Source organism: Enterobacter sp. ECC_219_Taxon_10 (assembly GCF_058354905.1).
Genome location: NZ_CM178005.1, coordinates 1702496 through 1728227 on the forward strand (window position 1 = coordinate 1702496; position 25732 = coordinate 1728227).

At 56.6% G+C, this 25732-nt stretch carries 20 protein-coding genes; 18 read left to right on the top strand and 2 right to left on the bottom strand.

Annotated features, from left to right (window positions below; translation table 11 throughout):
• The first annotated feature begins 13 nt into the window (after positions 1 to 13).
• The 11 genes from aroA to AC4ICF_RS08110 all read left to right on the top strand — a co-directional run bounded on the left by aroA (position 14) and on the right by AC4ICF_RS08110 (position 12927).
• Positions 14 to 1297, top strand: coding sequence for a 3-phosphoshikimate 1-carboxyvinyltransferase (gene aroA / locus AC4ICF_RS08060; protein WP_233002288.1), 1284 nt, complete (start codon positions 14 to 16; stop codon positions 1295 to 1297).
• A 185-nt stretch (positions 1298 to 1482) separates the two neighbouring features.
• A complete protein-coding gene (gene cmk, locus AC4ICF_RS08065) occupies positions 1483 to 2166 on the top strand; it encodes a (d)CMP kinase (protein WP_024907794.1) in 684 nt (227 codons plus the stop codon).
• Between the two features lie 111 nt (positions 2167 to 2277).
• Positions 2278 to 3951: a 30S ribosomal protein S1 gene (gene rpsA / locus AC4ICF_RS08070; RefSeq protein WP_008499966.1), complete on the top strand. Its 1674-nt coding sequence runs from the start codon at positions 2278 to 2280 to the stop codon at positions 3949 to 3951.
• A 170-nt stretch (positions 3952 to 4121) separates the two neighbouring features.
• Entirely contained in the window at positions 4122 to 4409 is a 288-nt protein-coding gene (gene ihfB, locus AC4ICF_RS08075; protein WP_008499965.1) for an integration host factor subunit beta, read from the top strand.
• Positions 4410 to 4623: 214 nt separating this feature from the next.
• Positions 4624 to 6888, top strand: a complete 2265-nt coding sequence (locus tag AC4ICF_RS08080) for a ComEC family protein (RefSeq protein WP_316380047.1) — start codon at positions 4624 to 4626, stop codon at positions 6886 to 6888.
• A 36-nt stretch (positions 6889 to 6924) separates the two neighbouring features.
• Complete coding sequence (gene msbA, locus AC4ICF_RS08085) at positions 6925 to 8673, top strand: lipid A ABC transporter ATP-binding protein/permease MsbA (RefSeq protein ID WP_116340954.1); 1749 nt, start codon at positions 6925 to 6927, stop codon at positions 8671 to 8673.
• The gene (gene lpxK, locus AC4ICF_RS08090; protein ID WP_316380048.1) at positions 8670 to 9647 is read left to right on the top strand and encodes a tetraacyldisaccharide 4'-kinase; all 978 of its coding nucleotides are present in this window, start codon (positions 8670 to 8672) and stop codon (positions 9645 to 9647) included. Before msbA ends, lpxK begins: the two co-directional genes overlap by 4 nt.
• 44 nt (positions 9648 to 9691) lie before the next feature.
• Complete coding sequence (locus tag AC4ICF_RS08095) at positions 9692 to 10921, top strand: winged helix-turn-helix domain-containing protein (protein ID WP_316380049.1); 1230 nt, start codon at positions 9692 to 9694, stop codon at positions 10919 to 10921.
• Positions 10922 to 10966: 45 nt separating this feature from the next.
• Positions 10967 to 11149: a protein YcaR gene (ycaR, locus tag AC4ICF_RS08100; protein ID WP_006174474.1), complete on the top strand. Its 183-nt coding sequence runs from the start codon at positions 10967 to 10969 to the stop codon at positions 11147 to 11149.
• Complete coding sequence (gene kdsB, locus AC4ICF_RS08105; protein ID WP_316380050.1) at positions 11146 to 11892, top strand: 3-deoxy-manno-octulosonate cytidylyltransferase; 747 nt, start codon at positions 11146 to 11148, stop codon at positions 11890 to 11892. Before ycaR ends, kdsB begins: the two co-directional genes overlap by 4 nt.
• Before the next feature lie 141 nt (positions 11893 to 12033).
• Positions 12034 to 12927: a YcbJ family phosphotransferase gene (locus tag AC4ICF_RS08110; RefSeq protein WP_116340946.1), complete on the top strand. Its 894-nt coding sequence runs from the start codon at positions 12034 to 12036 to the stop codon at positions 12925 to 12927.
• On the opposite strand, the gene elyC is transcribed toward AC4ICF_RS08110, so the two are convergent.
• The gene (gene elyC / locus AC4ICF_RS08115) at positions 12904 to 13683 is read right to left on the bottom strand and encodes an envelope biogenesis factor ElyC (RefSeq protein ID WP_316380051.1); all 780 of its coding nucleotides are present in this window, start codon (positions 13681 to 13683) and stop codon (positions 12904 to 12906) included. The genes AC4ICF_RS08110 and elyC overlap by 24 nt on opposite strands.
• Positions 13684 to 13807: 124 nt before the next feature.
• Between elyC and cmoM the strand changes: the two genes are divergently transcribed.
• The 7 genes from cmoM (at position 13808) to AC4ICF_RS08150 (ending at position 24445) form a co-directional block, all read left to right on the top strand.
• The gene (cmoM, locus tag AC4ICF_RS08120) at positions 13808 to 14587 is read left to right on the top strand and encodes a tRNA uridine 5-oxyacetic acid(34) methyltransferase CmoM (RefSeq protein WP_116340942.1); all 780 of its coding nucleotides are present in this window, start codon (positions 13808 to 13810) and stop codon (positions 14585 to 14587) included.
• Between the two features lie 3 nt (positions 14588 to 14590).
• Positions 14591 to 15913: a chromosome partition protein MukF gene (mukF, locus tag AC4ICF_RS08125; protein WP_041910621.1), complete on the top strand. Its 1323-nt coding sequence runs from the start codon at positions 14591 to 14593 to the stop codon at positions 15911 to 15913.
• Positions 15894 to 16598 (top strand): chromosome partition protein MukE, encoded by a 705-nt coding sequence (gene mukE, locus AC4ICF_RS08130; protein WP_008499954.1) that lies wholly within the window; start codon positions 15894 to 15896, stop codon positions 16596 to 16598. The genes mukF and mukE overlap by 20 nt, the downstream gene beginning before the upstream one ends.
• Positions 16598 to 21049, top strand: a complete 4452-nt coding sequence (mukB, locus tag AC4ICF_RS08135; protein WP_316380052.1) for a chromosome partition protein MukB — start codon at positions 16598 to 16600, stop codon at positions 21047 to 21049. The genes mukE and mukB overlap by 1 nt, the downstream gene beginning before the upstream one ends.
• Positions 21050 to 21227: 178 nt before the next feature.
• Positions 21228 to 23051: a L,D-transpeptidase gene (gene ldtD / locus AC4ICF_RS08140; RefSeq protein ID WP_316380053.1), complete on the top strand. Its 1824-nt coding sequence runs from the start codon at positions 21228 to 21230 to the stop codon at positions 23049 to 23051.
• Between the two features lie 174 nt (positions 23052 to 23225).
• Positions 23226 to 23777 carry a peptidoglycan L,D-endopeptidase MepK gene (gene mepK / locus AC4ICF_RS08145; RefSeq protein WP_028012580.1) on the top strand — a complete coding sequence of 184 codons (552 nt, stop codon included), beginning with the start codon at positions 23226 to 23228 and terminating at the stop codon, positions 23775 to 23777.
• 20 nt (positions 23778 to 23797) lie between these two features.
• Positions 23798 to 24445, top strand: coding sequence for an MBL fold metallo-hydrolase (locus AC4ICF_RS08150; protein ID WP_316380054.1), 648 nt, complete (start codon positions 23798 to 23800; stop codon positions 24443 to 24445).
• A gap of 48 nt (positions 24446 to 24493) precedes the next feature.
• Here AC4ICF_RS08150 and AC4ICF_RS08155 read toward each other — a convergent pair whose 3' ends face one another.
• Complete coding sequence (locus tag AC4ICF_RS08155; RefSeq protein ID WP_061098686.1) at positions 24494 to 25684, bottom strand: amino acid aminotransferase; 1191 nt, start codon at positions 25682 to 25684, stop codon at positions 24494 to 24496.
• Positions 25685 to 25732 lie beyond the last annotated feature (48 nt).

Genomic DNA, 25732 nt, shown 5'->3' on the forward strand with positions numbered 1-25732 from the left:
GAGTTTAGTTTTCATGGAATCCCTGACGTTACAACCTATCGCGCGGGTAGATGGCACCATCAATCTGCCTGGTTCAAAAAGTGTCTCGAACCGCGCTCTGCTGCTGGCAGCTCTGGCAAACGGCACCACCGTCCTCACTAACCTGCTGGACAGCGATGACGTGCGCCATATGCTCAATGCGCTGAAAGCGTTGGGCGTTCATTACACACTCTCTGACGATCGTACCCGCTGCGAAGTGACCGGCAACGGCGGCGCACTGCAGGCGAGTGAAGAGCTTGAGCTGTTTCTGGGCAACGCGGGTACCGCGATGCGTCCGCTGGCGGCGGCCCTGTGCCTGGGGAGCAACAACATCGTGCTGACCGGCGAGCCGCGTATGAAAGAGCGTCCGATAGGTCATCTGGTAGATGCCCTGCGTCAGGGCGGCGCGCAGATTGACTATCTGGAGCAGGAAAATTATCCGCCACTGCGTCTGCGCGGGGGCTTTACCGGCGGTCACGTCGAGGTTGACGGCAGCGTCTCCAGCCAGTTCCTGACGGCACTGCTGATGACCGCGCCGCTGGCCCCACAGGATACGGTTATCACGATTAAAGGTGAGCTGGTCTCCAAACCGTATATTGATATCACGCTGCACCTGATGAAAACCTTCGGCGTTGAGGTGGAAAACCAGTCTTACCAGCGCTTCGTGGTGCGCGGGGCACAGCGGTATCAGTCTCCGGGTAACTACCTGGTGGAAGGGGATGCGTCATCCGCGTCCTACTTCCTGGCCGCGGGGGCGATTAAAGGCGGTACGGTAAAAGTGACCGGCATTGGCCGCAACAGCGTGCAGGGCGATATTCGTTTTGCGGACGTGCTGGAAAAAATGGGCGCTATTGTCACCTGGGGCGATGACTTCATCTCCTGTACCCGCGGCGAGCTGAACGCCATCGACATGGACATGAACCATATCCCGGATGCGGCGATGACCATTGCCACGGCGGCGCTGTTTGCCAAAGGCACCACCACGCTGCGTAACATCTACAACTGGCGCGTAAAAGAGACGGACCGCCTGTTCGCAATGGCGACAGAGCTGCGTAAAGTCGGCGCTGAGGTAGAAGAGGGCGAAGATTACATTCGCGTTACCCCTCCGGCAAAACTGCAGTTTGCGGAAATCGGGACCTATAACGATCACCGTATGGCGATGTGTTTCTCGCTGGTGGCGCTGTCCGATACCCCTGTGACCATTCTCGATCCGAAATGTACGGCAAAAACCTTCCCGGACTATTTCGAACAGCTGGCGCGCATTAGCACCCTGGCATAATGAATACCTGCCGCATCACCTGATGCGGCATTTCCTTACGCTTCCTGACGATCTTTCCCGCTCATTTCTTCTACACTCTGCTTCAATCATTCCGCAATTTGCACGCAAAGGTAACAGTTGCGCACGTTGGCGCGTATAATGCGCGGCGTTCATGTTAACGGTATGCCTTATTTAAGGAGAAAAAGATGACGGCAATTGCCCCGGTAATCACCATTGATGGGCCGAGTGGCGCAGGGAAAGGTACTCTGTGCAAAGCGATGGCGGAAGCATTGCAATGGCATCTTTTAGATTCGGGAGCAATCTATCGCGTGCTGGCGCTGGCTGCGCTGCATCATCATGTGGATGTCGCCTCTGAAGAAGCGCTGGTACCGCTGGCTGCGCATCTGGATGTGCGTTTTGTTTCCACCGATGGCAACCTGGAAGTGATTCTGGAAGGTGAAGACGTGAGCGGCGAAATCCGTACGCAGGAAGTCGCTAATGCGGCCTCTCAGGTGGCCGCTTTCCCACGCGTTCGCGAGGCGCTGCTACGTCGGCAGCGTGCGTTTCGTGAAGCCCCGGGTCTGATCGCTGACGGACGCGACATGGGAACCGTAGTATTTCCTGATGCACCAGTAAAAATTTTCCTTGACGCCTCTTCGGAAGAGCGTGCTCAACGCCGCATGCTTCAGTTGCAGGAAAAGGGGTTTAGTGTTAACTTTGATCGCCTTTTATCCGAGATAAAAGAGCGCGATGACCGCGATCGTAACCGCGCCGTCGCACCACTTGTTCCTGCAGAAGATGCTTTAGTACTGGATTCAACCAGTTTAACTATTGAGCAAGTGATTGAAAAAGCGCTACAATATGCGCGCCAAAAACTGGCACTCGCGTAATTGCGACCGATTTAGCAGTACCCCCGCTGCAATGGACTGACGGCGGGTATGTGAAACAACCCCATCCGGCACGGAGCCAGGTGGACGTTAATATTAACCTGAAGATTAAACATGACTGAATCTTTTGCTCAACTGTTTGAAGAATCCTTAAAAGAAATCGAAACCCGTCCGGGTTCCATCGTTCGCGGTGTTGTTGTTGCTATCGACAAAGACGTAGTACTGGTTGACGCCGGTCTGAAATCTGAGTCCGCCATTCCGGCTGAGCAGTTCAAAAACGCCCAGGGCGAGCTGGAAATCCAGGTTGGTGACGAAGTTGACGTTGCTCTGGACGCAGTAGAAGACGGCTTCGGCGAAACCCTGCTGTCTCGTGAGAAAGCTAAACGTCACGAAGCATGGATCACGCTGGAGAAAGCTTACGAAGAAGCTGAAACTGTGGTCGGTGTTATCAACGGCAAAGTTAAAGGTGGCTTCACTGTTGAGCTGAATGGTATTCGTGCGTTCCTGCCAGGTTCACTGGTAGACGTTCGTCCAGTCCGTGACACCCTGCACCTCGAAGGCAAAGAGCTTGAGTTCAAAGTAATCAAGCTGGACCAGAAGCGTAACAACGTTGTTGTTTCCCGTCGTGCCGTTATCGAATCCGAAAACAGCGCAGAACGCGATCAGCTGCTGGAAAACCTGCAGGAAGGCATGGAAGTCAAAGGTATCGTTAAGAACCTCACTGACTACGGCGCATTCGTTGACCTGGGCGGCGTTGATGGCCTGCTGCACATCACCGACATGGCGTGGAAACGCGTTAAGCACCCAAGCGAAATCGTGAACGTGGGCGACGAAATCACTGTTAAAGTGCTGAAATTCGACCGCGAGCGTACTCGTGTATCCCTCGGCCTGAAACAGCTGGGCGAAGATCCATGGGTAGCTATCGCTAAGCGTTACCCAGAAGGTACTAAACTGACTGGTCGCGTAACCAACCTGACCGACTACGGCTGCTTCGTTGAAATCGAAGAAGGCGTTGAAGGCCTGGTGCACGTTTCCGAAATGGACTGGACCAACAAAAACATCCACCCATCCAAAGTTGTTAACGTTGGTGATGTAGTGGAAGTGATGGTTCTGGATATCGACGAAGAACGTCGTCGTATCTCCCTGGGCCTGAAACAGTGCAAAAACAACCCATGGCAGCAGTTCGCGGAAACCCACAACAAGGGCGACCGTGTTGAAGGTAAAATCAAGTCTATCACTGACTTCGGTATCTTCATCGGCCTGGACGGCGGCATCGATGGCCTGGTTCACCTGTCTGACATCTCCTGGAACGTTGCAGGCGAAGAAGCAGTTCGTGAATACAAAAAAGGCGACGAAATCGCTGCAGTTGTTCTGCAGGTTGACGCAGAGCGTGAGCGTATCTCCCTGGGCGTTAAACAGCTCGCAGAAGATCCGTTCAACAACTGGGTTGCACTGAACAAGAAAGGCGCAATCGTAAACGGTAAAGTGACTGCAGTTGACGCTAAAGGCGCAACCGTAGAACTGGCTGACGGCGTTGAAGGTTACCTGCGCGCTTCTGAAGCTTCACGTGACCGCGTTGAAGATGCCACTCTGGTTCTGAACGTTGGCGACGACGTTGAAGCTAAGTTCACCGGTGTTGACCGTAAGAACCGTGCAATCAGCCTGTCTGTTCGTGCTAAAGACGAAGCTGATGAGAAAGATGCAATCGCAACTGTTAACAAACAGGAAGATGCAAACTTCTCTAACAACGCAATGGCTGAAGCTTTCAAAGCAGCTAAAGGCGAGTAATATCAGGTTCTCGGCATCATTTGAGCTGTAACGCATTTACAGCGCGAAGGATGAGGAGCAGACTTGACAGATTGCAGGATTCGTCCTGTAATCAATAACAAAGGGCGGCTACGGCCGCCCTTGTTTAATAAGCTGTTCAGCTAATTGGTTTGAAAGGAACCGGAGGAATCATGACCAAGTCAGAATTGATTGAAAGACTTGCCAGTCAGCAACCGCATATCCCTGCCAAGGCAGTGGAAGATGCCGTAAAAGAGATGCTGGAGCATATGGCCTCCACTCTTGCCCAGGGCGAGCGCATTGAAATCCGCGGTTTCGGTAGTTTTTCTCTGCACTATCGTGCTCCACGTACCGGGCGTAACCCGAAAACTGGTGATAAAGTCGAGCTGGAAGGTAAGTACGTTCCACACTTTAAGCCGGGTAAAGAGCTGCGCGATCGCGCCAATATTTACGGCAACTGAGTTTAGCCAGCCGGTTAAACTGGGTTCGAAAGAAAGCACCTGCGGGTGCTTTTTTTGTACCCGTCGCTTTCTTTCTGAAGGTGCCCCGCATTTTCCGTTTCGTTTTCTGTAACGCATAAAATACATTGCTGCGCTTGCTGTAAATCGCATTCTTCTTACCTGACGACCCGCACCACCCGCTAGCATACTGCCACCCTGAAACAGGGAGGTAGCAATGGGAATTCCCGCTTTAGGTATCTGCGCCATTCTGGCGATAGCCCCGTTACTCTGGTTACCCGAACTGCCATCGCGTTATACCGTGTGGATAATGATGGCTGGCGGGGCTGCACTGGCCGCACGCCAAAACGTACGGCTGAAGTATGTGGGGCTTACGCTGCTCTTTTGCGTGTGGGGCATTCTGGCTGCGCAAGAGAGCGTCTGGCCGATGCAGCATTTAACCGCAGGTGCCGTACAGGCCGAGGTAGAAATCGCCGCCACTGATGGTGCCACTGTGCATCAGGGAAAAATACTCACCGTTGATGGCCAGCGCTGGTGGGCGTCAACGGGCGTAACGCTTTATGGTCATTATCTGCCGCAGAAAGCGTGTGCCGGTCAGCGCTGGGCAATGACCCTCAGGCTCAGGCCGGCTCACGGCGAACTGAACGACGGAGGGTATGATCCCCAGCGCAGCGCTATTGCCCGCCATCAAACGCTGAGCGGGCGCTTTACCCATGCAGAACTCGTCGATGGGCGTTGCAGTCTGCGAGCGCAATACCTGACGTCGCTGCAAAACCGACTTTCTGCTTATCGCTGGGGCGCGGTGATCCTCGGGCTGGGGATGGGGGAACGTCTGGATGTTCCAGGAGAAATAAAAGACCTGATGCGTGAAACCGGCACGCTGCATCTGATGGCGATTTCGGGCCTGCATATCGCGCTGGCGGCCTCCATCGTCTGGTTGCTCACGCGCGGGCTTCAGTTTTTATTACCTTGCCATCGGGTCCACTGGCAAATGCCTCTGCTGGCCGGGTTATGCTTTGCCGCTTTCTACGCCTGGCTGACCGGCCTGCAACCGCCCGCGCTACGCACGGTCATCGCACTTGCCGTGCTGGCGGCACTGCGCATCGGTGCCCGGCAGTGGTCTCCCTGGCAGGTGTGGATCTGCTGTGTCGCGGCGATCCTGGTAAGCGATCCCTTAGCCATGCTATCGCAGAGTCTGCTTCTGTCTGCATTTGCCGTCGCCGCGTTGATTTTCTGGTTTCAGTGGCTGCCGCTTCCTGACTGGCAACGGGCTCGACGTATTCGGCCGCTGCTGAACCTTCTCTATCTTCAGGTCGGCATGCTGTTGCTTCTCATGCCGTTACAGGTTCTGATTTTCCATGGCTTTAGCATTTCATCATTGATCGCCAATCTCTTTGCCGTTCCGCTGGTGACGTTTGTCTGCGTACCGCTGATTTTACTTGGCATGCTGCTCCATCTGCTGCCACTGGCGGGGCTGGAAAGCGGCATCTGGTATGCAGCCGATAAGACGCTTGCCGGGTTGTTCTGGCTGCTGATGCGCCTGCCAGACGGCTGGCAGAGTGTGGATCAACGCTGGCAGTACATGACGTTACTGCCCTGGCTTATCATCATCGGCTGGCGTTTTCGTGCCTGGAAAACCGTTCCTGCCGTTTGTCTGGCTGGAACTGTCTTACTGGCATTTCCCCTCTGGCGAACGGCGAAAAGCGACGCCTGGACGCTACATATGCTGGATGTAGGACAGGGGCTGGCAATGGTCATTGAACGGCAGGGTAAAGCCATTCTCTATGACACCGGGCTCGCCTGGCCGGGCGGGGATAGCGCGCAGCGGTTAATTATACCGTGGCTGCGCTGGCATCACCTGCAGCCAGAGGGGATTATTCTCAGCCATGAGCACCTCGACCATGCGGGAGGCCTTGCATCGTTACAAAAGGCATGGCCTGAGGCGTGGGTAAGAAGTCCGCTGCGCCTGGCGGAGCATCTTCCCTGTTTTCGTGGGCAGAAATGGCGATGGCAAGGGTTAACCTTCTCCGTCCACTGGCCTCCTGAAAATTATCCGGCTCAGGGGAACAATCACTCCTGCGTGGTAAAAATTGACGACGGCGAGCAGAGCGTTCTGCTGACGGGAGACATTGAAGCACAGGCAGAACAGGCTATGCTTAGCCATTACTGGAAACATCTTACGTCAACACTCATACAGGTACCGCATCACGGCAGCAATACCTCGTCATCATTGCCGCTGGTACAGCGGGTAGAGGGACAGATTGCGCTGGATTCAGCGGCCCGCTACAACGCATGGCGGTTCCCGTCGGTTAAAGTGGTCCGGCGTTATCGAAAAGAGGGGTATATCTGGCACGATACCCCCCATTCCGGGCAAATATCGGTGACGTTTTCGCACCATCGCTGGCAAATCCGGCGCTTGCGGGATCAATTTTTACCACGTTGGTATCATCAGTGGTTTGGCGCGCCCGTAGATAACGGGTAGAATATGCGGCTATTTCAACAAATGCTGGTTTTTTGAATGCATAACGACAAAGATCTCTCCACGTGGCAAACCTTCCGCCGACTCTGGCCGATGATTGCACCTTTTAAAGCAGGCCTGATCGTGGCGGGTGTAGCGTTAATTCTCAACGCAGCCAGCGATACTTTTATGTTATCGCTCCTCAAACCGTTACTGGATGACGGTTTTGGTAAAACGGATCGCTCAGTGTTGCTATGGATGCCTCTGGTGGTTATCGGGCTGATGATCTTACGTGGTATCACCAGCTATATCTCCAGCTACTGCATCTCCTGGGTTTCCGGGAAAGTGGTTATGACCATGCGCCGTCGTCTGTTCAGCCACATGATGGGCATGCCGGTCTCATTCTTTGACAAGCAGTCTACCGGGACGCTGCTGTCCCGCATCACCTACGACTCAGAGCAGGTAGCCTCCTCGTCCTCAAGCGCACTGATTACCGTCGTGCGTGAAGGGGCGTCGATCATCGGCCTGTTCGCGATGATGTTCTATTACAGCTGGCAGCTGTCGATCATCCTTATCGTTCTGGCGCCGATAGTTTCTATTGCTATCCGTGTCGTCTCGAAGCGCTTCCGCAATATCAGTAAAAATATGCAGAACACCATGGGGCAGGTGACGACCAGCGCAGAGCAGATGCTGAAAGGGCATAAAGAAGTGTTGATCTTCGGCGGTCAGGAAGTCGAAACCAAACGCTTTGACAAAGTCAGCAACAAAATGCGTCTGCAGGGGATGAAGATGGTCTCGGCCTCTTCCATCTCTGACCCGATCATTCAGCTGATTGCCTCACTGGCGCTGGCGTTCGTTCTCTATGCGGCAAGCTTCCCGAGCGTAATGGAGACACTGACGGCGGGTACCATCACCGTGGTCTTCTCCTCTATGATCGCCCTGATGCGCCCGCTGAAATCCCTGACGAACGTGAACGCCCAGTTCCAGCGCGGGATGGCCGCCTGCCAGACGCTGTTTAGCATTCTGGATTCCGAACAGGAAAAAGACGAAGGTACACGCGAGGTAGAGCGTGCACGTGGCGACGTTGAGTTCCGCAACGTGACCTTCACCTATCCAGGCCGCGAAACGCCGGCTCTGCGCAATATCAACCTGACGATTCCGGCAGGTAAAACCGTTGCGCTGGTAGGCCGCTCCGGCTCCGGTAAATCCACCATTGCCAGCCTCATCACCCGTTTCTACGACATTAACGAAGGTGAGATCCTGCTGGATGGTCACGACCTGCGGGAGTACACCCTGCAGTCGCTGCGTAACCAGGTTGCGCTGGTTTCTCAGAACGTGCATCTCTTCAACGATACGGTTGCCAACAACATTGCTTATGCGCGCACTGACGAGTACAGCCGCGAGCAGATTGAGAACGCCGCGCGTATGGCCTATGCAATGGACTTTATCAACAAGATGGATAACGGTCTGGATACGATAATCGGTGAAAACGGCGTACTGCTCTCCGGCGGTCAACGCCAGCGTATCGCCATTGCGCGCGCGCTGCTGCGCGATAGCCCGATTCTGATCCTGGACGAAGCAACCTCTGCTCTGGATACGGAATCTGAACGCGCGATTCAGTCGGCGCTGGATGAACTGCAGAAGAACCGTACTTCGCTGGTGATTGCGCACCGTCTGTCCACTATCGAGCAGGCGGATGAGATCGTCGTGGTTGAGGACGGTATCATTGTTGAACGCGGAAGCCATGCTGATCTGCTGGAACACCGCGGCGTTTACGCCCAGCTTCATAAAATGCAGTTTGGCGAATGATTGCACGCATCTGGTCCGGTGAATCCCCGCTGTGGCTGCTGCTTTTGCCGCTCTCCTGGCTGTATGGCCTGGTGAGCGGCACTATTCGCCTGTTTTACCGTCTGGGGATCAAGCGCGCCTGGCGCGCGCCGGTGCCGGTTGTAGTGGTGGGTAACCTCACGGCGGGCGGCAACGGCAAAACGCCGGTGGTGATCTGGCTGGTAGAGCAGTTGCAAAAGCGCGGTATTCGCCCCGGCGTGGTGTCGCGCGGCTATGGTGGCAAAGCGGCGCATTACCCATTGCTTCTGTCGGCGGAAACCACGACCGCAGAAGCGGGGGATGAGCCAGTATTGATTTTCCAGCGTACCGGCGCGCCGGTTGCGGTCTCCCCGGTGCGCAGCGACGCCGTTCAGGCACTGCTTGCCGAACAGGCGGTACAAATCATCATCACTGACGATGGCCTGCAGCATTACGCTCTGGCGCGTGATAAAGAGATTGTGGTTATTGACGGGGTTCGCCGTTTCGGCAACGGCTGGTGGCTGCCTGCTGGCCCCATGCGCGAACGCGCTTCGCGACTGAAGTCCGTTGATGCAGTGATTGTGAACGGTGGAGAGGCAAAATCGGGTGAAATCCCGATGAACCTGCAGCCGGGTCTGGCGGTCAACCTGGCGACGGGTGAACGCCGGTCGGTTGCTGAGCTACCTTCACTGGTGGCGATGGCGGGAATTGGTCATCCGCCGCGCTTCTTCGCGACGCTGGAGCAGTGTGGCGCTCGGCTTGAAAAACGCGTTCCGCTGGCCGACCATCAGGCGCTGGTGGAAGGGCAGGTGGATGCCCTGACCGTGCCCGGACAGTCGCTGATCATGACCGAAAAAGATGCGGTGAAATGCCGTGCCTTTGCGAAAGAAAACTGGTGGTATCTGCCGGTTGACGCTGAACTCAGCGGCGAACAGCCGGAACACTTGCTCAAGGAACTGATTGCGTTGGTGCAGTAGAGACTTACGCGGTTCTGGTGGCGCTTTGACTGACAGGAAAACGCATGTCTTTACCGCAACTCTCGCTTTCAGCCGCACGTCATTTACACCTTGCCGCGCAGGGGCTGCTCAAAAAGCCCCGCCGCCGCGCGCAGCCTGCTGATATCCTCTCTACCGTCCAGCGCATGTCGCTGCTCCAAATCGACACCATTAATATTGTGGCCCGTAGCCCTTACCTGGTGCTGTTTAGCCGTCTGGGAAGTTATCCTTCGCAGTGGCTGGATGAGGCGCTCTCCAAAGGGGAGCTGATGGAGTACTGGGCGCACGAAGCCTGCTTCCTGCCCCGCAGCGACTTTGCCCTGGTGCGCCACCGTATGCTTGCCCCGGAAAAAATGGGCTGGAAATACCGGCAGGCGTGGATGCAGGAACACGCGGCCGAAATAGAGCAGCTTATCAGCCATATTCAGGAAAAAGGCCCCGTTCGCTCCGCTGATTTTGAACATCCCCGCAAAGGTGCAAGTGGCTGGTGGGAGTGGAAACCGCACAAGCGTCATCTGGAAGGGTTATTCACGTCAGGCAAAGTCATGGTCATTGAACGGCGTAATTTTCAGCGCGTTTATGACCTGACGCATCGCGTGATGCCCCACTGGGACGACGAGCGCGACATGCTTACTCAGGAGGCCGCCGAAGCCATCATGCTGGAAAACAGCGCCCGCAGCCTGGGTATTTTCCGTGCGCAATGGCTGGCAGATTATTACCGCCTTCGCCAGCCCGCGCTGAAGCCGCTGCTGGAGATATGGCAGCGCGAACAGCGAGTCATTCCCGTCACGGTGGAAACGCTGGGAGAAATGTGGCTGCATGCGGATCTCCTCCCTCTGCTGCCCGAGGCCCTGGAGGGGAAACTCCGGGCAACGCACAGCGCGGTGTTGTCACCTTTCGATCCGGTGGTCTGGGACAGAAAGCGCGCCGAGCAGCTATTCGATTTCAGCTACCGGCTGGAGTGCTATACCCCGGCGCCAAAGCGGCAGTACGGCTATTTTGTTTTACCGCTGCTGCACAAGGGGCAACTGGTCGGCCGCATGGATGCCAAAATGCACCGCAAGACCGGCACGCTGGAAGTCATTGCGCTTTATCTGGAAGAGGGCGTCAGGGTCACTGCGAGCCTGGAAAAAGGGCTAACCTCCGCCATTAGCGAGTTCGCGTGCTGGCAGGGAGCTCACGACGTGACGCTTGGCCGGGTACCTGACGGGTTATTCACATCCTGTCGAAGTGGCTGGGAAACAGGCACTCCCTGAAAAGGGAATGTGTTAAGCTTTAGCGATTACCCATACGGAGGAACTATGGATCACCGTTTACTTGAAATTATTGCCTGCCCGGTATGCAACGGCAAACTCTACTACAGCCAGGACAAACAGGAGCTGATTTGCAAGCTGGACAGTCTGGCCTTCCCGCTGCGTGACGGCATTCCGGTATTGCTGGAAAACGAAGCCCGTTCCCTGGTGGCAGAAGAGAGCAAACCATGAGTTTTGTCGTCATTATTCCTGCGCGTTATGCCTCAACGCGTCTGCCGGGTAAACCGCTGGTGGATATCAACGGCAAGCCGATGATTGTGCATGTCCTCGAGCGGGCACGTGAGTCCGGTGCCGCTCGCGTGATTGTTGCCACCGATCATCCTGATGTCGCCCGCGCGGTTGAAGCCGCAGGCGGTGAGGTGTGCATGACCCGAGCCGATCACCAGTCCGGCACCGAGCGTCTGGCTGAAGTGGTTGAGAAATGTGGTTTCAGTGACGATACGGTCATCGTAAACGTGCAGGGCGACGAGCCGATGATCCCGGCCGTTATTATCCGTCAGGTGGCGGAGAATCTGGCGCAGCGCCAGGTCGGTATGGCGACGCTCGCGGTGCCCATTCACCACGCTGAAGAGGCATTCAATCCGAATGCGGTGAAGGTTGTCATGGATGCCGAAGGCTACGCGCTCTATTTCTCGCGCGCCACGATCCCCTGGGATCGCGATCGCTTTGCGGTATCAAAAGAGACCATCGGTGATTCCTTCCTGCGCCATATTGGGATCTACGGCTATCGCGCCGGCTTTATTCGTCGCTATGTTGCCTGGGCGCCGAGCCCGCTGGAGCATATCGAAATGCTGGAGCAGCTTCGCGTCCTCTGGTATGGCGAAAAAATCCACGTTGCCGTTGCCCGCGAAGTACCGGGAACGGGTGTTGATACGCCGGAAGATCTTGAGCGCGTCCGCGCCGAGCTGCGCTAATCCCGCCTGCATCCCTCCTTTCGGGGGGATGTTCTCTCCCCGCTAATTCCCCTTTCTTTACCCTAATTGATCTCTTCCGGGTGACATCTTCACGCTGTGCGCTCATTATAAAAGCAGTAGTCTTAATGGGGGTAATCTCATATGGAACAGCTGCGTGCCGAACTTAGCCATCTGCTGGGTGAGAAGTTAAGCCGGGTCGAATGCGTGAGTGAAAAGGCCGATACCGCGCTTTGGTCGTTGTATGACAGCCAGGGCAACCCGATGCCGCTGATGGCCAGAAGTTTCACCTCGCCGGGCGTTGCCAGGCAGCTTGCGTGGAAAATGTCGATGCTGGCGCGGGAGGGGACCGTCCGTATGCCGACCGTGTACGGCGTGATGACGCATGAGGAACACCCCGGTCCGGACGTACTGCTGATTGAGCGTTTGCGCGGCGTGCCCGTTGAAGCGCCCGCGCGCACGCCGGAACGCTGGGAGCAGCTGAAAGACCAGATTGTCGAGGCGCTGCTGGCCTGGCACCGCCAGGATAGCCGCGGGCTCGTCGGGCCGGTCGACAGCACTCAGGAAAACCTGTGGCCGCTGTGGTATCGCCAGCGGGTGGAAGTGCTGTGGGGGACGCTTAACCAGTTCAACAATACCGGTTTAACCATGCAGGACAAACGTATCCTGTTTCGCACCCGCGAGTGCTTGCCGGCACTGTTCGAAGGATTTAATGACAACTGCGTGCTGATCCACGGCAATTTTACTCTGCGCAGCATGCTGAAAGACTCCCGCAGCGATCAGCTTCTGGCGATGTTGGGGCCGGGGATCATGCTCTGGGCTCCGCGCGAATATGAGCTGTTCAGGCTCAGCGACAGCGGGGCGGCGGAAGGGCTACTGTGGCACTACCTTCAACGCGCGCCCGTTGCAGAGGCGTTTCTCTGGCGACGCTGGCTCTACCTGCTCTGGGACGAAGTGGCGCAGCTGGTCAACACCGGACGTTTCAATCGCGCCAACTTCGATCTTGCGGCGAGGTCACTCTTGCCCTGGCTCGCCTGACGATCCTTTCAGCCACTGCCAGAGGCGTCCGAGCGTCTCGTAGCCGACGCGATCGCTATGCATCAGCCACATCGGAGATGGAATTACCCGCTCCCATGGGTTGAGCGGCGCGCTGATGGCCATCTGGTTTGCCGGCGCGGGAAGCGGGTGCAGACCTTGCTTCTCGAAGAAAATCATCGCTCTTGGCAGGTGCGAGGCGGAGGTCACCAGTAAGAACGGAACATCGCCAATCGCCTGCTTCACCGCAGCGGCCTCTTCCTCGGTATCCTTTGGGCTGTCCAGGGTGATAATCGAGGAACGCGGGACGCCGAGCGATTCCGCGATTCTGGCGCCCGCTTCCGCCGTACTCACCGGGTTCGTTTTTGCCGCCGCGCCGGTGAAGATCATTTTTGATCCCGGATTCGCCAGCCAGAGGCGAATGCCCTCGTTTAGCCGCGGCAGGCTGTTGTTAATCAGGTTCGAGCTGGGGGCCCAGTCAGGATCCCAGGTATATCCGCCGCCCAGCACCACGATGTATTCAACTTTCTGGTTTCCCTGCCACGTTGGGTACTTAGCTTCGATGGGACGTAACAGGCCATCCGCCACCGGTTGCAGGCTCAGCAGCAGCAGGACAAGCCAGCCGAACGTGATAAGCGTTTTGCCACTTTTCTGAAAGCGACTAAACCACACCAGCACCAGCCCCAGCGCAATGATGATGAGTAGCAGCGGAAGGGGAAGCATCATCCCTCCAACGTATTTCTTAAGGGTAAAAAGCATCCTTTTTGGTTCCTTTTTTGACCATATAGCAGGTGATTACCCGTGATATTACACCAGAGAGGTTCATTCTCCGCGCGGGTGTGACAAAATAGCGGTTTTGCAGTTAGCGAGTGGAACTCTCCCAATGCGGGATCGCAATTTTGATGACATCGCGGAAAAGTTTTCGCGCAACATTTATGGCACCACGAAAGGGCAGCTCCGTCAGACGATCCTCTGGCAGGATCTGGACACCATTCTGGCTACCTTTGGCGGCCAAACGTTGCGCGTGCTGGATGCCGGAGGCGGTGAAGGGCAGACGGCGATAAAAATGGCCGGGCTCGGTCATCACGTCACGCTTTGCGATCTTTCTGCTGAAATGGTCGCCCGCGCGACGCGTGCCGCAGAAGAGAAAGGTGTGAGCGACAACATGCATTTTATACAATGCGCCGCTCAGGACATCGCACAGCATTTGGAAACACAGGTTGATCTGATATTGTTTCATGCGGTGCTGGAGTGGGTAGCCGATCCGCTAAGCGTGTTACAAACCCTGTGGTCGATGTTACGCCCGGGCGGCACGCTGTCGCTGATGTTCTACAATGCTAACGGCTTCCTGATGCACAACATGGTGGCAGGAAACTTCGACTATGTTCAGGTCGGGATGCCTAAAAAGAAAAAACGCACGCTTTCCCCGGACTATCCGCGCGATCCGCAGCAGGTTTACGGCTGGCTGGAAGAGATTGGCTGGCAGATCGTCGGGAAGACGGGCGTCAGGGTGTTTCATGATTATCTGCGTGAAAAACACAAACAGCGTGACTGTTTTGACACCTTAACAGAATTAGAAACGCGGTATTGCCGCCAGGAGCCTTTTGTCAGCCTTGGCCGCTATATTCACGTCACCGCGCACAAGCCGCAGATGCAAGGATAACCTATGAGTGAATTTTCCCAGACAGTCCCCGAACTGGTTGCCTGGGCCAGGAAAAACGATTTCTCCATCTCGCTGCCGGTAGACAGACTCTCTTTCCTGCTGGCGGTTGCCACGTTGAACGGCGAGCGGCTGGACGGTGAAATGAGCGAGGGTGAACTGGTGGATGCGTTCCGCCACGTCAGTGATGCGTTTGAGCAAACCAGCGAAACCATTAGCGTGCGTGCCAACAACGCGATCAACGATATGGTGCGTCAACGTCTGCTGAACCGCTTTACCAGCGAGCAGGCGGAAGGAAACGCCATCTATCGCCTGACGCCGCTGGGCATCGGCATCACCGATTACTATATTCGCCAGCGCGAATTTTCCACGCTGCGTCTTTCCATGCAGCTCTCGATCGTGGCCGGTGAGCTTAAGCGCGCCGCCGATGCGGCGGATGAAAACGGTGACGAATTCCACTGGCATCGCAACGTTTACGCGCCGCTGAAATACTCGGTGGCCGAGATTTTCGACAGTATCGATCTCACCCAGCGCCTGATGGACGAACAGCAGCAGCAGGTGAAAGACGATATCGCGCAGCTGCTGAATAAAGACTGGCGAGCGGCCATCTCCAGCTGTGAACTTTTGCTGTCAGAAACCTCCGGTACGCTGCGTGAACTGCAGGATACGCTGGAGGCCGCAGGGGACAAGCTACAGGCCAACCTGCTGCGCATCCAGGACGCGACCCTGGCGCACGACGATCTGCATTTTATTGACCGTCTGGTGTTCGATCTGCAGAGTAAACTCGACCGCATTATCAGCTGGGGCCAGCAGTCGATCGATCTGTGGATCGGCTATGACCGCCACGTGCATAAATTTATCCGTACCGCGATCGATATGGATAAAAACCGCGTCTTTGCCCAGCGTCTGCGTCAGTCGGTACAGACCTACTTTGATGCGCCGTGGGCGCTGACCTATGCCAATGCCGATCGTCTGCTGGATATGCGCGACGAAGAGATGGCATTGCGCGATGAAGAGGTGACCGGTGAACTGCCGCCGGATCTGGAATACGAAGAATTCAACGAAATTCGCGAGCAGCTTGCGGCGATGATCGAAGAACAGCTCGCTGTCTACAAAACCAGACAAGCGCCGCTGGATCTTGGACTCGTGGTGCGCGACTATCTGGCGCAATATCCTCGCGCGCGCCATTTCGACGTTGCCCGCATTGTGGTAGACCAGGCGGTGCGCCTGGGTATCGCGCAAGCTGATTTCACCGGACTGCCGCCGAAGTGGCAGCCAATTAACGATTACGGAGCCAAGGTACAGGCGCATGTCATTGACAAATATTGAACAAGTGATGCCAGTTAAGCTGGCACAGGCGCTGGCGAATCCGTTATTTCCGGCGCTGGACAGCCAGCTACGTGCCGGTCGTCACATTGGCCTGGACGAGCTGGATAATCACGCCTTTTTGATGGACTTCCAGGAGTACCTGGAAGAGTTTTACGCCCGCTATAACGTGGAGCTTATCCGCGCGCCGGAAGGCTTTTTCTACCTGCGCCCGCGCTCCACGACCCTGATCCCGCGCTCTGTTCTCTCCGAGCTGGACATGATGGTCGGCAAAATTCTTTGCTATCTCTATCTCAGCCCGGAACGTCTGGCGAATGAAGGGATCTTCACCCAGCAGGAACTTTACGACGAGCTGCTGACGCTGGCGGATGAAAGCAAGCTGCTCAAGCTGGTGAACAACCGCTCCACGGGGTCGGATCTCGATCGTCAGAAATTACAGGAAAAGGTTCGCTCTTCCCTGAACCGTCTGCGCCGTCTGGGGATGGTCTGGTTTATGGGCCACGACAGCAGCAAATTCCGCATTACGGAATCGGTCTTCCGCTTCGGCGCCGACGTGCGTGCGGGCGATGACGCGCGTGAAGCGCAGCTTCGCATGATCCGCGACGGTGAAGCGATGCCGGTGGAAAACCATTTGCAGCTCAACGACGAGCATGAAGAGAATCTGCCGGATAGCGGGGAGGAAGAGTAATGATTGAACGCGGTAAATTTCGCTCACTGACGCTGATTAACTGGAACGGCTTCTTTGCCCGAACGTTCGATCTGGATGAGCTGGTCACGACGCTCTCCGGCGGTAACGGGGCGGGGAAATCCACCACCATGGCGGCGTTTGTTACGGCGCTGATCCCCGATCTGACGCTGCTTCACTTCCGTAACACCACCGAAGCGGGCGCGACAAGCGGCTCCCGTGATAAAGGTCTGCACGGTAAGCTGAAAGCGGGCGTTTGTTATTCCGTACTGGACGTCATTAACTCGCGTCACCAGCGCGTGGTGGTGGGCGTGCGCCTGCAGCAGGTCGCCGGTCGCGACCGTAAAGTGGATATCAAACCGTTTGCCATCCAGGGGCTGCCAACCTCCGTGCAGCCGACCGCGCTGCTCACGGAAACCCTGAACGAACGCCAGGCGCGCGTGTTGACGCTGCAGGAGCTGAAGGACAAGCTCGAAGCTATTGAAGGCGTGCAGTTCAAGCAGTTCAACTCGATTACCGACTATCACTCCCTGATGTTCGATCTGGGCGTGGTGGCGCGCCGTCTGCGCACCGCATCAGACCGTAGCAAATACTACCGTCTGATCGAAGCCTCCCTGTACGGCGGTATCTCCAGCGCGATTACCCGCTCCCTGCGCGACTACCTGCTGCCGGAAAATAGCGGCGTGCGTAAGGCCTTCCAGGATATGGAAGCGGCGCTGCGTGAAAACCGCATGACGCTGGAAGCGATTCGCGTTACCCAGTCTGACCGCGACCTGTTTAAACACCTGATCAGCGAAGCCACTAACTACGTGGCGGCGGACTATATGCGTCACGCCAACGAGCGCCGCGTCCATCTCGACCAGGCGTTAGAATACCGCCGCGAACTGTTTACCTCCCGTAAACAGCTGGTGGCCGAGCAGTACAAGCACGTCGAGATGGCGCGCGAGCTGGGCGAGCACAACGGTGCCGAAGGCGATCTGGAAGCCGATTACCAGGCTGCCAGCGATCACCTGAACCTGGTGCAGACCGCGCTGCGCCAGCAGGAGAAGATCGAGCGCTACGAAGCGGATCTCGATGAGCTGCAGATTCGTCTCGAAGAGCAAAATGAAGTGGTGGCCGAAGCCGCCGAGATGCAGGAAGAGAACGAAGCCCGCGCCGAAGCTGCCGAGCTGGAAGTGGACGAGCTGAAAAGCCAGCTTGCTGATTACCAGCAGGCGCTGGACGTGCAGCAGACGCGTGCGATTCAGTACAACCAGGCTTTGCAGGCGCTGCAGCGTGCGAAAGAGCTGTGCCATCTGCCAGACCTGACGCCGGACAGCGCCGACGAGTGGCTGGATACCTTCCAGGCCAAAGAGCAGGAAGCCACCGAGAAACTGCTCTCGCTTGAACAGAAAATGAGCGTCGCGCAAACGGCGCACAGCCAGTTTGAGCAGGCTTATCAGCTGGTGGTCGCGATTAACGGCCCGCTGGCGCGTAATGAAGCCTGGGACGTAGCCCGTGAACTGCTGCGCGACGGCGTGAACCAGCGCCATCTGGCCGAACAGGTGCAGCCGCTGCGTATGCGCCTGAACGAACTGGAACAGCGCCTGCGCGAGCAGCAGGAAGCCGAGCGTTTGCTCGCTGAGTTCTGCAAGCGCCAGGGCAAACAATACGATTTCGACGAGCTTGAGGCACTGCATCAGGAGCTGGAAGCACGTATTGCGGCCCTGTCTGATACCGTATCAAACGCCAGCGAACAGCGTATGACGCTGCGTCAGGAGCTGGAGCAGCTTCAGTCTCGTTCGAAGACGCTTCTGGAGCGTGCGCCGGTCTGGCTGGCAGCGCAAAGCAGCCTGAACCAGCTCAGCGAACAGTGTGGCGAGGAGTTTGAATCCAGCCAGCAGGTGACCGAATACCTGCAGCAGCTGCTGGAGCGCGAGCGCGAAGCCATCGTTGAGCGTGACGAAGTGGGCGCGCGCAAGCGTGACGTGGATGAAGAAATCGAGCGCTTAAGCCAGCCGGGCGGGTCAGAAGATCCGCGTCTGAATACCCTGGCCGAGCGTTTTGGCGGCGTACTGCTGTCTGAGATTTACGATGACGTTGGCCTGGACGATGCGCCGTATTTCTCCGCGCTGTACGGTCCATCCCGCAACGCAATTGTGGTGCCGGATCTGTCGCTGATTTCTGAGCAGCTGGCAGGGCTTGAGGATTGCCCGGAAGATCTCTATCTGATCGAAGGGGATCCGCAGTCGTTCGATGACAGCGTCTTCAGCGTTGACGAGCTGGAAAAAGCGGTGGTGGTGAAAATCGCCGATCGCCAGTGGCGCTACTCCCGCTTCCCCGAGCTGCCGCTGTTTGGCCGCGCCGCGCGTGAAAGCCGCATCGAGAGCCTGCACGCCGAGCGTGAAACGCTGTCTGAACGTTTTGCGACCCTGTCGTTTGACGTGCAGAAAACCCAGCGTTTGCACCAGGCGTTCAGCCGCTTTATCGGAAACCATCTCGCCGTGGCGTTTGAAGCCGACCCGGAAGCGGAAATCCGCAAGCTCAATACCCGCCGTGGCGAGCTGGAGCGCGCGATTGCCAGTCATGAAAGTGACAACCAGCAGAGCCGCGTCCAGTTCGAACAGGCGAAAGAGGGCGTCGCTGCCCTTAACCGCATCCTGCCGCGCCTCAACCTGCTGGCGGATGATACGCTGGCCGACCGCGTGGATGAGATCCAGGAGCGTCTGGATGAAGCCCAGGAAGCCGCGCGTTTCGTGCAGCAGCACGGCAACCAGCTGGCGAAGCTGGAGCCCGTGGTGTCTGTACTGCAGAGCGACCCGGAACAGTTCGAGCAGTTAAAAGAAGATTATGCCTGGTCGCAGCAGGTGCAGCGCGAGGCGCGCCAGCAGGCGTTTGCCCTGACGGAAGTGGTGCAGCGTCGGGCCCACTTCGGCTACTCCGATTCGGCTGAAATGCTGAGCGGTAACAGCGACCTGAATGAAAAACTGCGTCAACGCCTTGAGCAGGCGGAAGCGGAACGTACCCGCGCTCGCGAAGCGATGCGCAGCCACTCGGCGCAGCTGAATCAGTACAACCAGGTGCTGGCCTCGCTGAAAAGCTCCTTCGACACCAAGAAAGAGCTGTTAAACGACCTGCAGAAAGAGCTGCAGGACATTGGCGTCCGTGCCGACAGCGGGGCGGAAGAGCGTGCGCGCATTCGTCGTGACGAGCTGCATAGACAGCTCAGCAATAACCGTGCGCGTCGTAATCAGCTGGAGAAAGCGCTCACCTTCTGCGAAGCGGAAATGGATAACCTGACCCGTCGCCTGCGCAAGCTGGAGCGCGACTATCACGAAATGCGTGAGCAGGTCGTGACGGCGAAAGCGGGCTGGTGCGCCGTGATGCGCATGGTGAAAGATAACAACGTTGAACGTCGCCTGCACCGTCGCGAGCTGGCATACCTCTCTGCCGATGAGCTGCGTTCGATGTCGGATAAGGCGCTGGGTGCGCTGCGTCTGGCGGTGGCGGATAACGAACATCTGCGCGATGTATTGCGCATGTCAGAGGATCCGAAACGTCCAGAACGTAAAATTCAGTTCTTCGTGGCCGTTTATCAGCACCTGCGCGAGCGTATTCGTCAGGACATCATCCGTACCGACGATCCGGTCGAAGCCATCGAACAGATGGAAATTGAGCTGGGGCGTCTGACGGAAGAGCTGACCTCCCGCGAGCAGAAGCTGGCGATCAGCTCCCGCAGCGTGGCGAACATCATTCGCAAAACCATTCAGCGCGAGCAGAACCGTATCCGCCAGCTGAACCAGGGGCTGCAGAGCGTCTCGTTTGGTCAGGTCAACAGCGTGCGTCTTAACGTCAACGTCCGTGAAGCCCACGCGACGCTGCTGGAAGTGCTCTCTGAGCAGCACGAGCAGCATCAGGATCTGTTCAACAGCAACCGTCTGACCTTCTCCGAAGCGCTGGCGAAGCTGTATCAGCGCCTGAATCCGCAGATTGATATGGGCCAGCGTACGCCGCAAACCATCGGTGAAGAGCTTCTGGACTACCGTAACTACCTGGAAATGGAAGTTGAGGTTAACCGTGGTTCAGACGGCTGGCTGCGTGCGGAATCCGGGGCGCTCTCTACCGGTGAAGCGATCGGTACCGGGATGTCGATTCTGGTGATGGTGGTGCAGAGCTGGGAAGATGAAGCACGTCGTCTGCGCGGGAAAGATATCTCCCCATGCCGACTGCTGTTCCTGGATGAAGCGGCGCGTCTCGATGCCCGCTCTATTGCCACGCTGTTCGAGCTTTGCGAACGTCTCGATATGCAGCTCATCATTGCGGCACCGGAAAACATCAGCCCTGAAAAAGGCACCACCTATAAACTGGTGCGTAAAGTGTTCCAGAACAGCGAACATGTACACGTTGTCGGGCTGCGTGGCTTTGCGCCGCAGCCGCCGGAGTCACTGCCGGAAACCACGGCAGACGCGTCCTGAGGCGTTTTGTTACAAAGAGCGGCGCAGAAGCGCCGCTTTTTTTATTCACTTAACTTGTGCTCAGGGCTGCGTTATCTTTAAACTTCTTTACATAAGGTAAGGCAGCAGAGTTGTCGTCTACCTATAATAAAAGAAAGCCCCACCGTGATGGGCATGTCGTGAAAACAGGGGGCAAGGGATGTTGCTAAAGAAAGAATGTGGTCGTCAGCTGTCAGCGCTGAGTTTATGCCTGGCAGTGATGTTTGCTCCACTGTTAACCGCCCAGGCCGACGAGCCTGAAATTGTGCCGACTGACAGCTCCGCAGCGACAGGCGCGCAGCCGACGTCATTGTCTCAGCCGCTGGAACAGTCTCCGGCAACGGCCATCATGGCCGGGATTAAGCCGTTGCCGGAAGGCATCGACGTCGAATCGCTCAGCCAGCAGCTCCAGACGGGGCTGCCGTCAGGCTACACGCCCGCCTATATCAATCAGCTCACGCTGCTTTATGCTGCCCGCGATATGAAACCCATGTGGGAAAACCGTGAAGCCGTGCGCGCCTTCCAGCAGCAGTTGGCGGAAGTGGCGATTGCGGGCTTTCAGCCGCAGTTTACGAAGTGGGTTGAACTGTTAACCGATCCTGCCGTCACCGGTCAGGCGCGGGATGTGGTCCTTTCCGATGCCATGATGGGCTACCTGCAGTTTGTGGCGGGTATTCCGGTTAACGGCAACCGCTGGCTGTACAGCGATAAGCCCTATAAGCTGGCGACGCCAGCCCTGTCGGTGATTAACCAGTGGCAATTAGCGCTGGATAACGGCGACCTGCCGCGCTTCATTGCCAGCCTCGCGCCGGCGCATCCGCAGTATGCCACCATGCACCAGTCGCTCCTCGCGCTGGTGGGGGACTCGCGGCCATGGCCGCAAATGCGGGGGACCGCAACGCTGCGGCCGGGTCAGTGGAGCAGCGATGTGCCTGCCCTGCGCGAGATCCTCAAACGCTCCGGTATTCTTGATGGCGGGCCGACGATTGCCTTGCCGGGCGACGATCCGCAAAGCGCGGTGGTCAGCCCGTCAGCGCCCGTGAAAGAGAGCAAGGCCACTACCCAGAGTAATAAGCCCGCGGCCTATGATCGCGAACTGGTCGCCGCGGTTAAACAGTTCCAGGCCGCTCAGGGGCTAGGAGCCGATGGCGTCATTGGCCCGTCAACGCGTGACTGGCTTAACGTATCGCCTGCGCAGCGGGCAGGGGTGCTGGCGCTCAATATTCAGCGTTTGCGCCTGCTGCCGGGCACGCTGTCAACCGGCATTATGGTTAACATCCCGGCCTATTCCCTGGTCTATTATCAGGATGGTAGCGAGAAGCTGGCCTCGCGCGTGATTGTCGGGCGTCCTGATCGTAAAACGCCGATGATGAGTAGCGCGTTAAATAACGTGGTGGTTAACCCGCCGTGGAACGTACCGCCGACGCTGGCGCGTAAGGACATTCTGCCTAAGGTCTGGAACGATCCGGGTTATCTGGAACGTCATGGCTATACGGTAATGCGTGGCTGGAACAGTAAAGAGGCGATCGATCCTTATATGGTCGACTGGTCGACGATCACGCCATCTAACCTGCCGTTCCGCTTCCAGCAAGCACCTGGCGCACATAACTCGCTTGGACGCTATAAATTCAACATGCCGAGTTCAGATGCTATCTATCTGCACGATACGCCGAACCACAATCTGTTCCAGAAAGATACTCGGGCACTGAGTTCAGGCTGCGTGCGCGTGAATAAAGCTTCGGAGCTGGCCAACATGCTGTTGCAGGATGCGGGCTGGAACGATACGCGTATTTCTGACGCCCTGAAGCAAGGGGATACGCGCTACGTGAATATTCGCCACAACATTCCGGTCAATCTTTACTATCTGACGGCGTTTGTGGGCGAAGACGGGCGCACTCAGTACCGTACAGATATTTACAATTATGATCTCACCGCGCGATCCGGCGCACAAATTTTGCCAAAAGCGGAACAATTAATCAGGTAAATGAAGCAGTTCGGGAAAAATGATTGTCGTAAGTTATGGTGAATCGGGGCCAATATCGCTGCAAGCCGCGTATTCACTGGGGTTGGGCGCCTTGACGTACCCCGTTTTGCCAGTTAAGGTGCCCTTCGTGCGCTAAGCATATTACGATTTCTTTGACCTGTAGACCTGATTATCATGGACAAATTTGACGCTAATCGCCGCAAGCTGCTGGCGTTAGGTGGTGTTGCGCTTGGCGCAGCGGCCATCTTACCGACGCCAGCATTTGCCACCCTCTCGACACCTCGTCCGCGCGTTTTAACGCTCAGCAATCTTCACACCGGTGAGTCGCTAAAAGCGGAGTTTTTCGATGGCAGAGGCTATATTCAGGATGAATTAGCAAGACTCAACCATTTTTTCCGTGATTTCCGCGCGAATAAAGTAAAAGCCATCGACCCTGGACTGTTTGATCAGCTTTTCCGCCTTCAGGGCCTGCTGGGCACCAGCAAGCCGGTGCAGCTTATTTCTGGTTATCGCTCGATTGATACCAATAATGAACTGCGCGCCCATAGCCGTGGGGTAGCCAAAAAAAGCTACCACACGAAGGGACAGGCAATGGATTTCCACATTGAAGGCGTTTCGTTAGCCAATATTCGCAAAGCCGCGTTATCTATGCGCGCTGGTGGTGTAGGATATTACCCACGTAGCAACTTTGTGCATATTGATACCGGGCCGGTTCGGCACTGGTAATAACGAAACACAGGAGCAGTATGAACTATCGTATTATTCCGGTTACCGCGTTCTCCCAGAACTGTTCATTAATCTGGTGCGAACAAACCAAACTGGCCGCGCTTGTCGATCCCGGCGGTGACGCTGAGAAAATCAAGCAGGAAGTTGCCGACAGCGGCGTGACGCTGATGCAGATTTTACTGACGCATGGTCACCTCGACCATGTAGGCGCAGCGGCTGAACTGGCTAAATACTACGGTGTGCCGATTATCGGCCCGGAAAAAGAAGATGAGTTCTGGCTGCAGGGGTTACCCGCCCAAAGCCGCATGTTTGGCCTTGATGAGTGTCTGCCTTTGACGCCCGATCGTTGGCTGAACGAAGGAGAGCGCTTCAACGTAGGGAATGTGACTTTACAGGTGTTGCATTGTCCTGGGCATACGCCAGGCCATATCGTCTTCTTTGACGACCAGTCCCGTCTGCTGATATCCGGCGATGTGATTTTCAAAGGTGGCGTAGGACGCAGCGATTTTCCGCGTGGCGACCACGGGCAGCTGATTCAGTCGATCAAACAGAAGTTATTGCCGCTTGGTGATGACGTAACGTTTATCGCAGGACACGGTCCGATGTCGACGCTGGGCTATGAACGGCTCCATAACCCGTTCCTTCAGGATGAAATGCCTGTCTGGTAACCAGCATAAAAAAAAGCCTGCTTAACGCAGGCTTTTTTGTGGGCGCTATTACAGGACGGCGACAATCGCTTCGCACAGTGGCGCCATGTTGTCAGGGGTCATGCCTGCAACGTTCACGCGGCCAGAGGCTACGGCGTATACGCCGAACTCTTCGCGCAGACGCAGAACCTGCTCTTTGGTCAGGCCGCTGAACGAGAACATGCCGTTCTGTTTGATGATGAAGCTGAAGTCGCGGTCAGCGCCTTTCTCAGCCAGGGTGTTCACAAACAGCAGGCGCATGCGCTGGATACGCTGACGCATATCGTTCAGCTCTTGTTCCCAGATCGCGCGCAGCGCATCGTTGCTCAGAATGGTCGCAACAACAGACGCACCGTGTGCCGGTGGGTTAGAGTAGTTAGCGCGAATAACGGATTTCATCTGGCTGAAGGCGCGATCGGCGGTTTCATCGTTAGCCGCAACCAGCGTACAGGCACCTACACGCTCATTGTACAGACCAAAGTTCTTGGAGTAGGAGCTTGCAACGATCAGCTCCTGATGCACGGCTGCGAACGCGCGCAGGCCTTCGGCATCTTCTTCCAGACCGCGGGCGAAGCCCTGGTAAGCAAAGTCAAACAGCGGCAGCCAGCCTTTCTCAACGGAGAGCTTCGCCAGGTGTTCCCACTGCTCAAGCGTTGGATCGATACCGGTCGGGTTGTGGCAGCAGCCGTGGAACAGCACCACGTCACCCGCCTGCGCTTCGCTCAGGCTTGCCAGCAGGCCGTCAAAGTCCAGAGCGTGGTTCGCCGCGTCGTAGTAAGCATATTCCCGCACTTCCAGGCCCGCAGAGTTAAAGACGCTCTTGTGGTTCGGCCAGCTTGGGTTGCTCACCCATACGCGCTTAACAGAGGTGTTTTTCGCAAGGAAATCCGCCGCAACGCGCAGCGCGCCGGTACCGCCAGGGGTCTGCGCCGTGCGCGCACGTTTGTCACTCACAATTGCGCTGCCTTTACCGAACAGCAGCTCCTGGGTGCAGCGACCAAATTCAGGGATACCATCAATACCGAGGTAGTTTTTGGTGGTTTCATTTTCCAGCAGATACTGCTCAGCTTTCTTAACGCTGGTCAGTACCGGAGTTTTGCCGGTTTCATCTTTATATACACCAATTCCCAGGTTGATTTTGCCAGGGCGGTCGTCGGCACGAAACAGATCGGCCAGGCCCAGAATAGGGTCGGCAGGAGCGGCGGTAATGTTCTCAAACATGACGAAGTTCCATTGTGATTACAGAAGTGAAATCCGCTATCAGGTTAA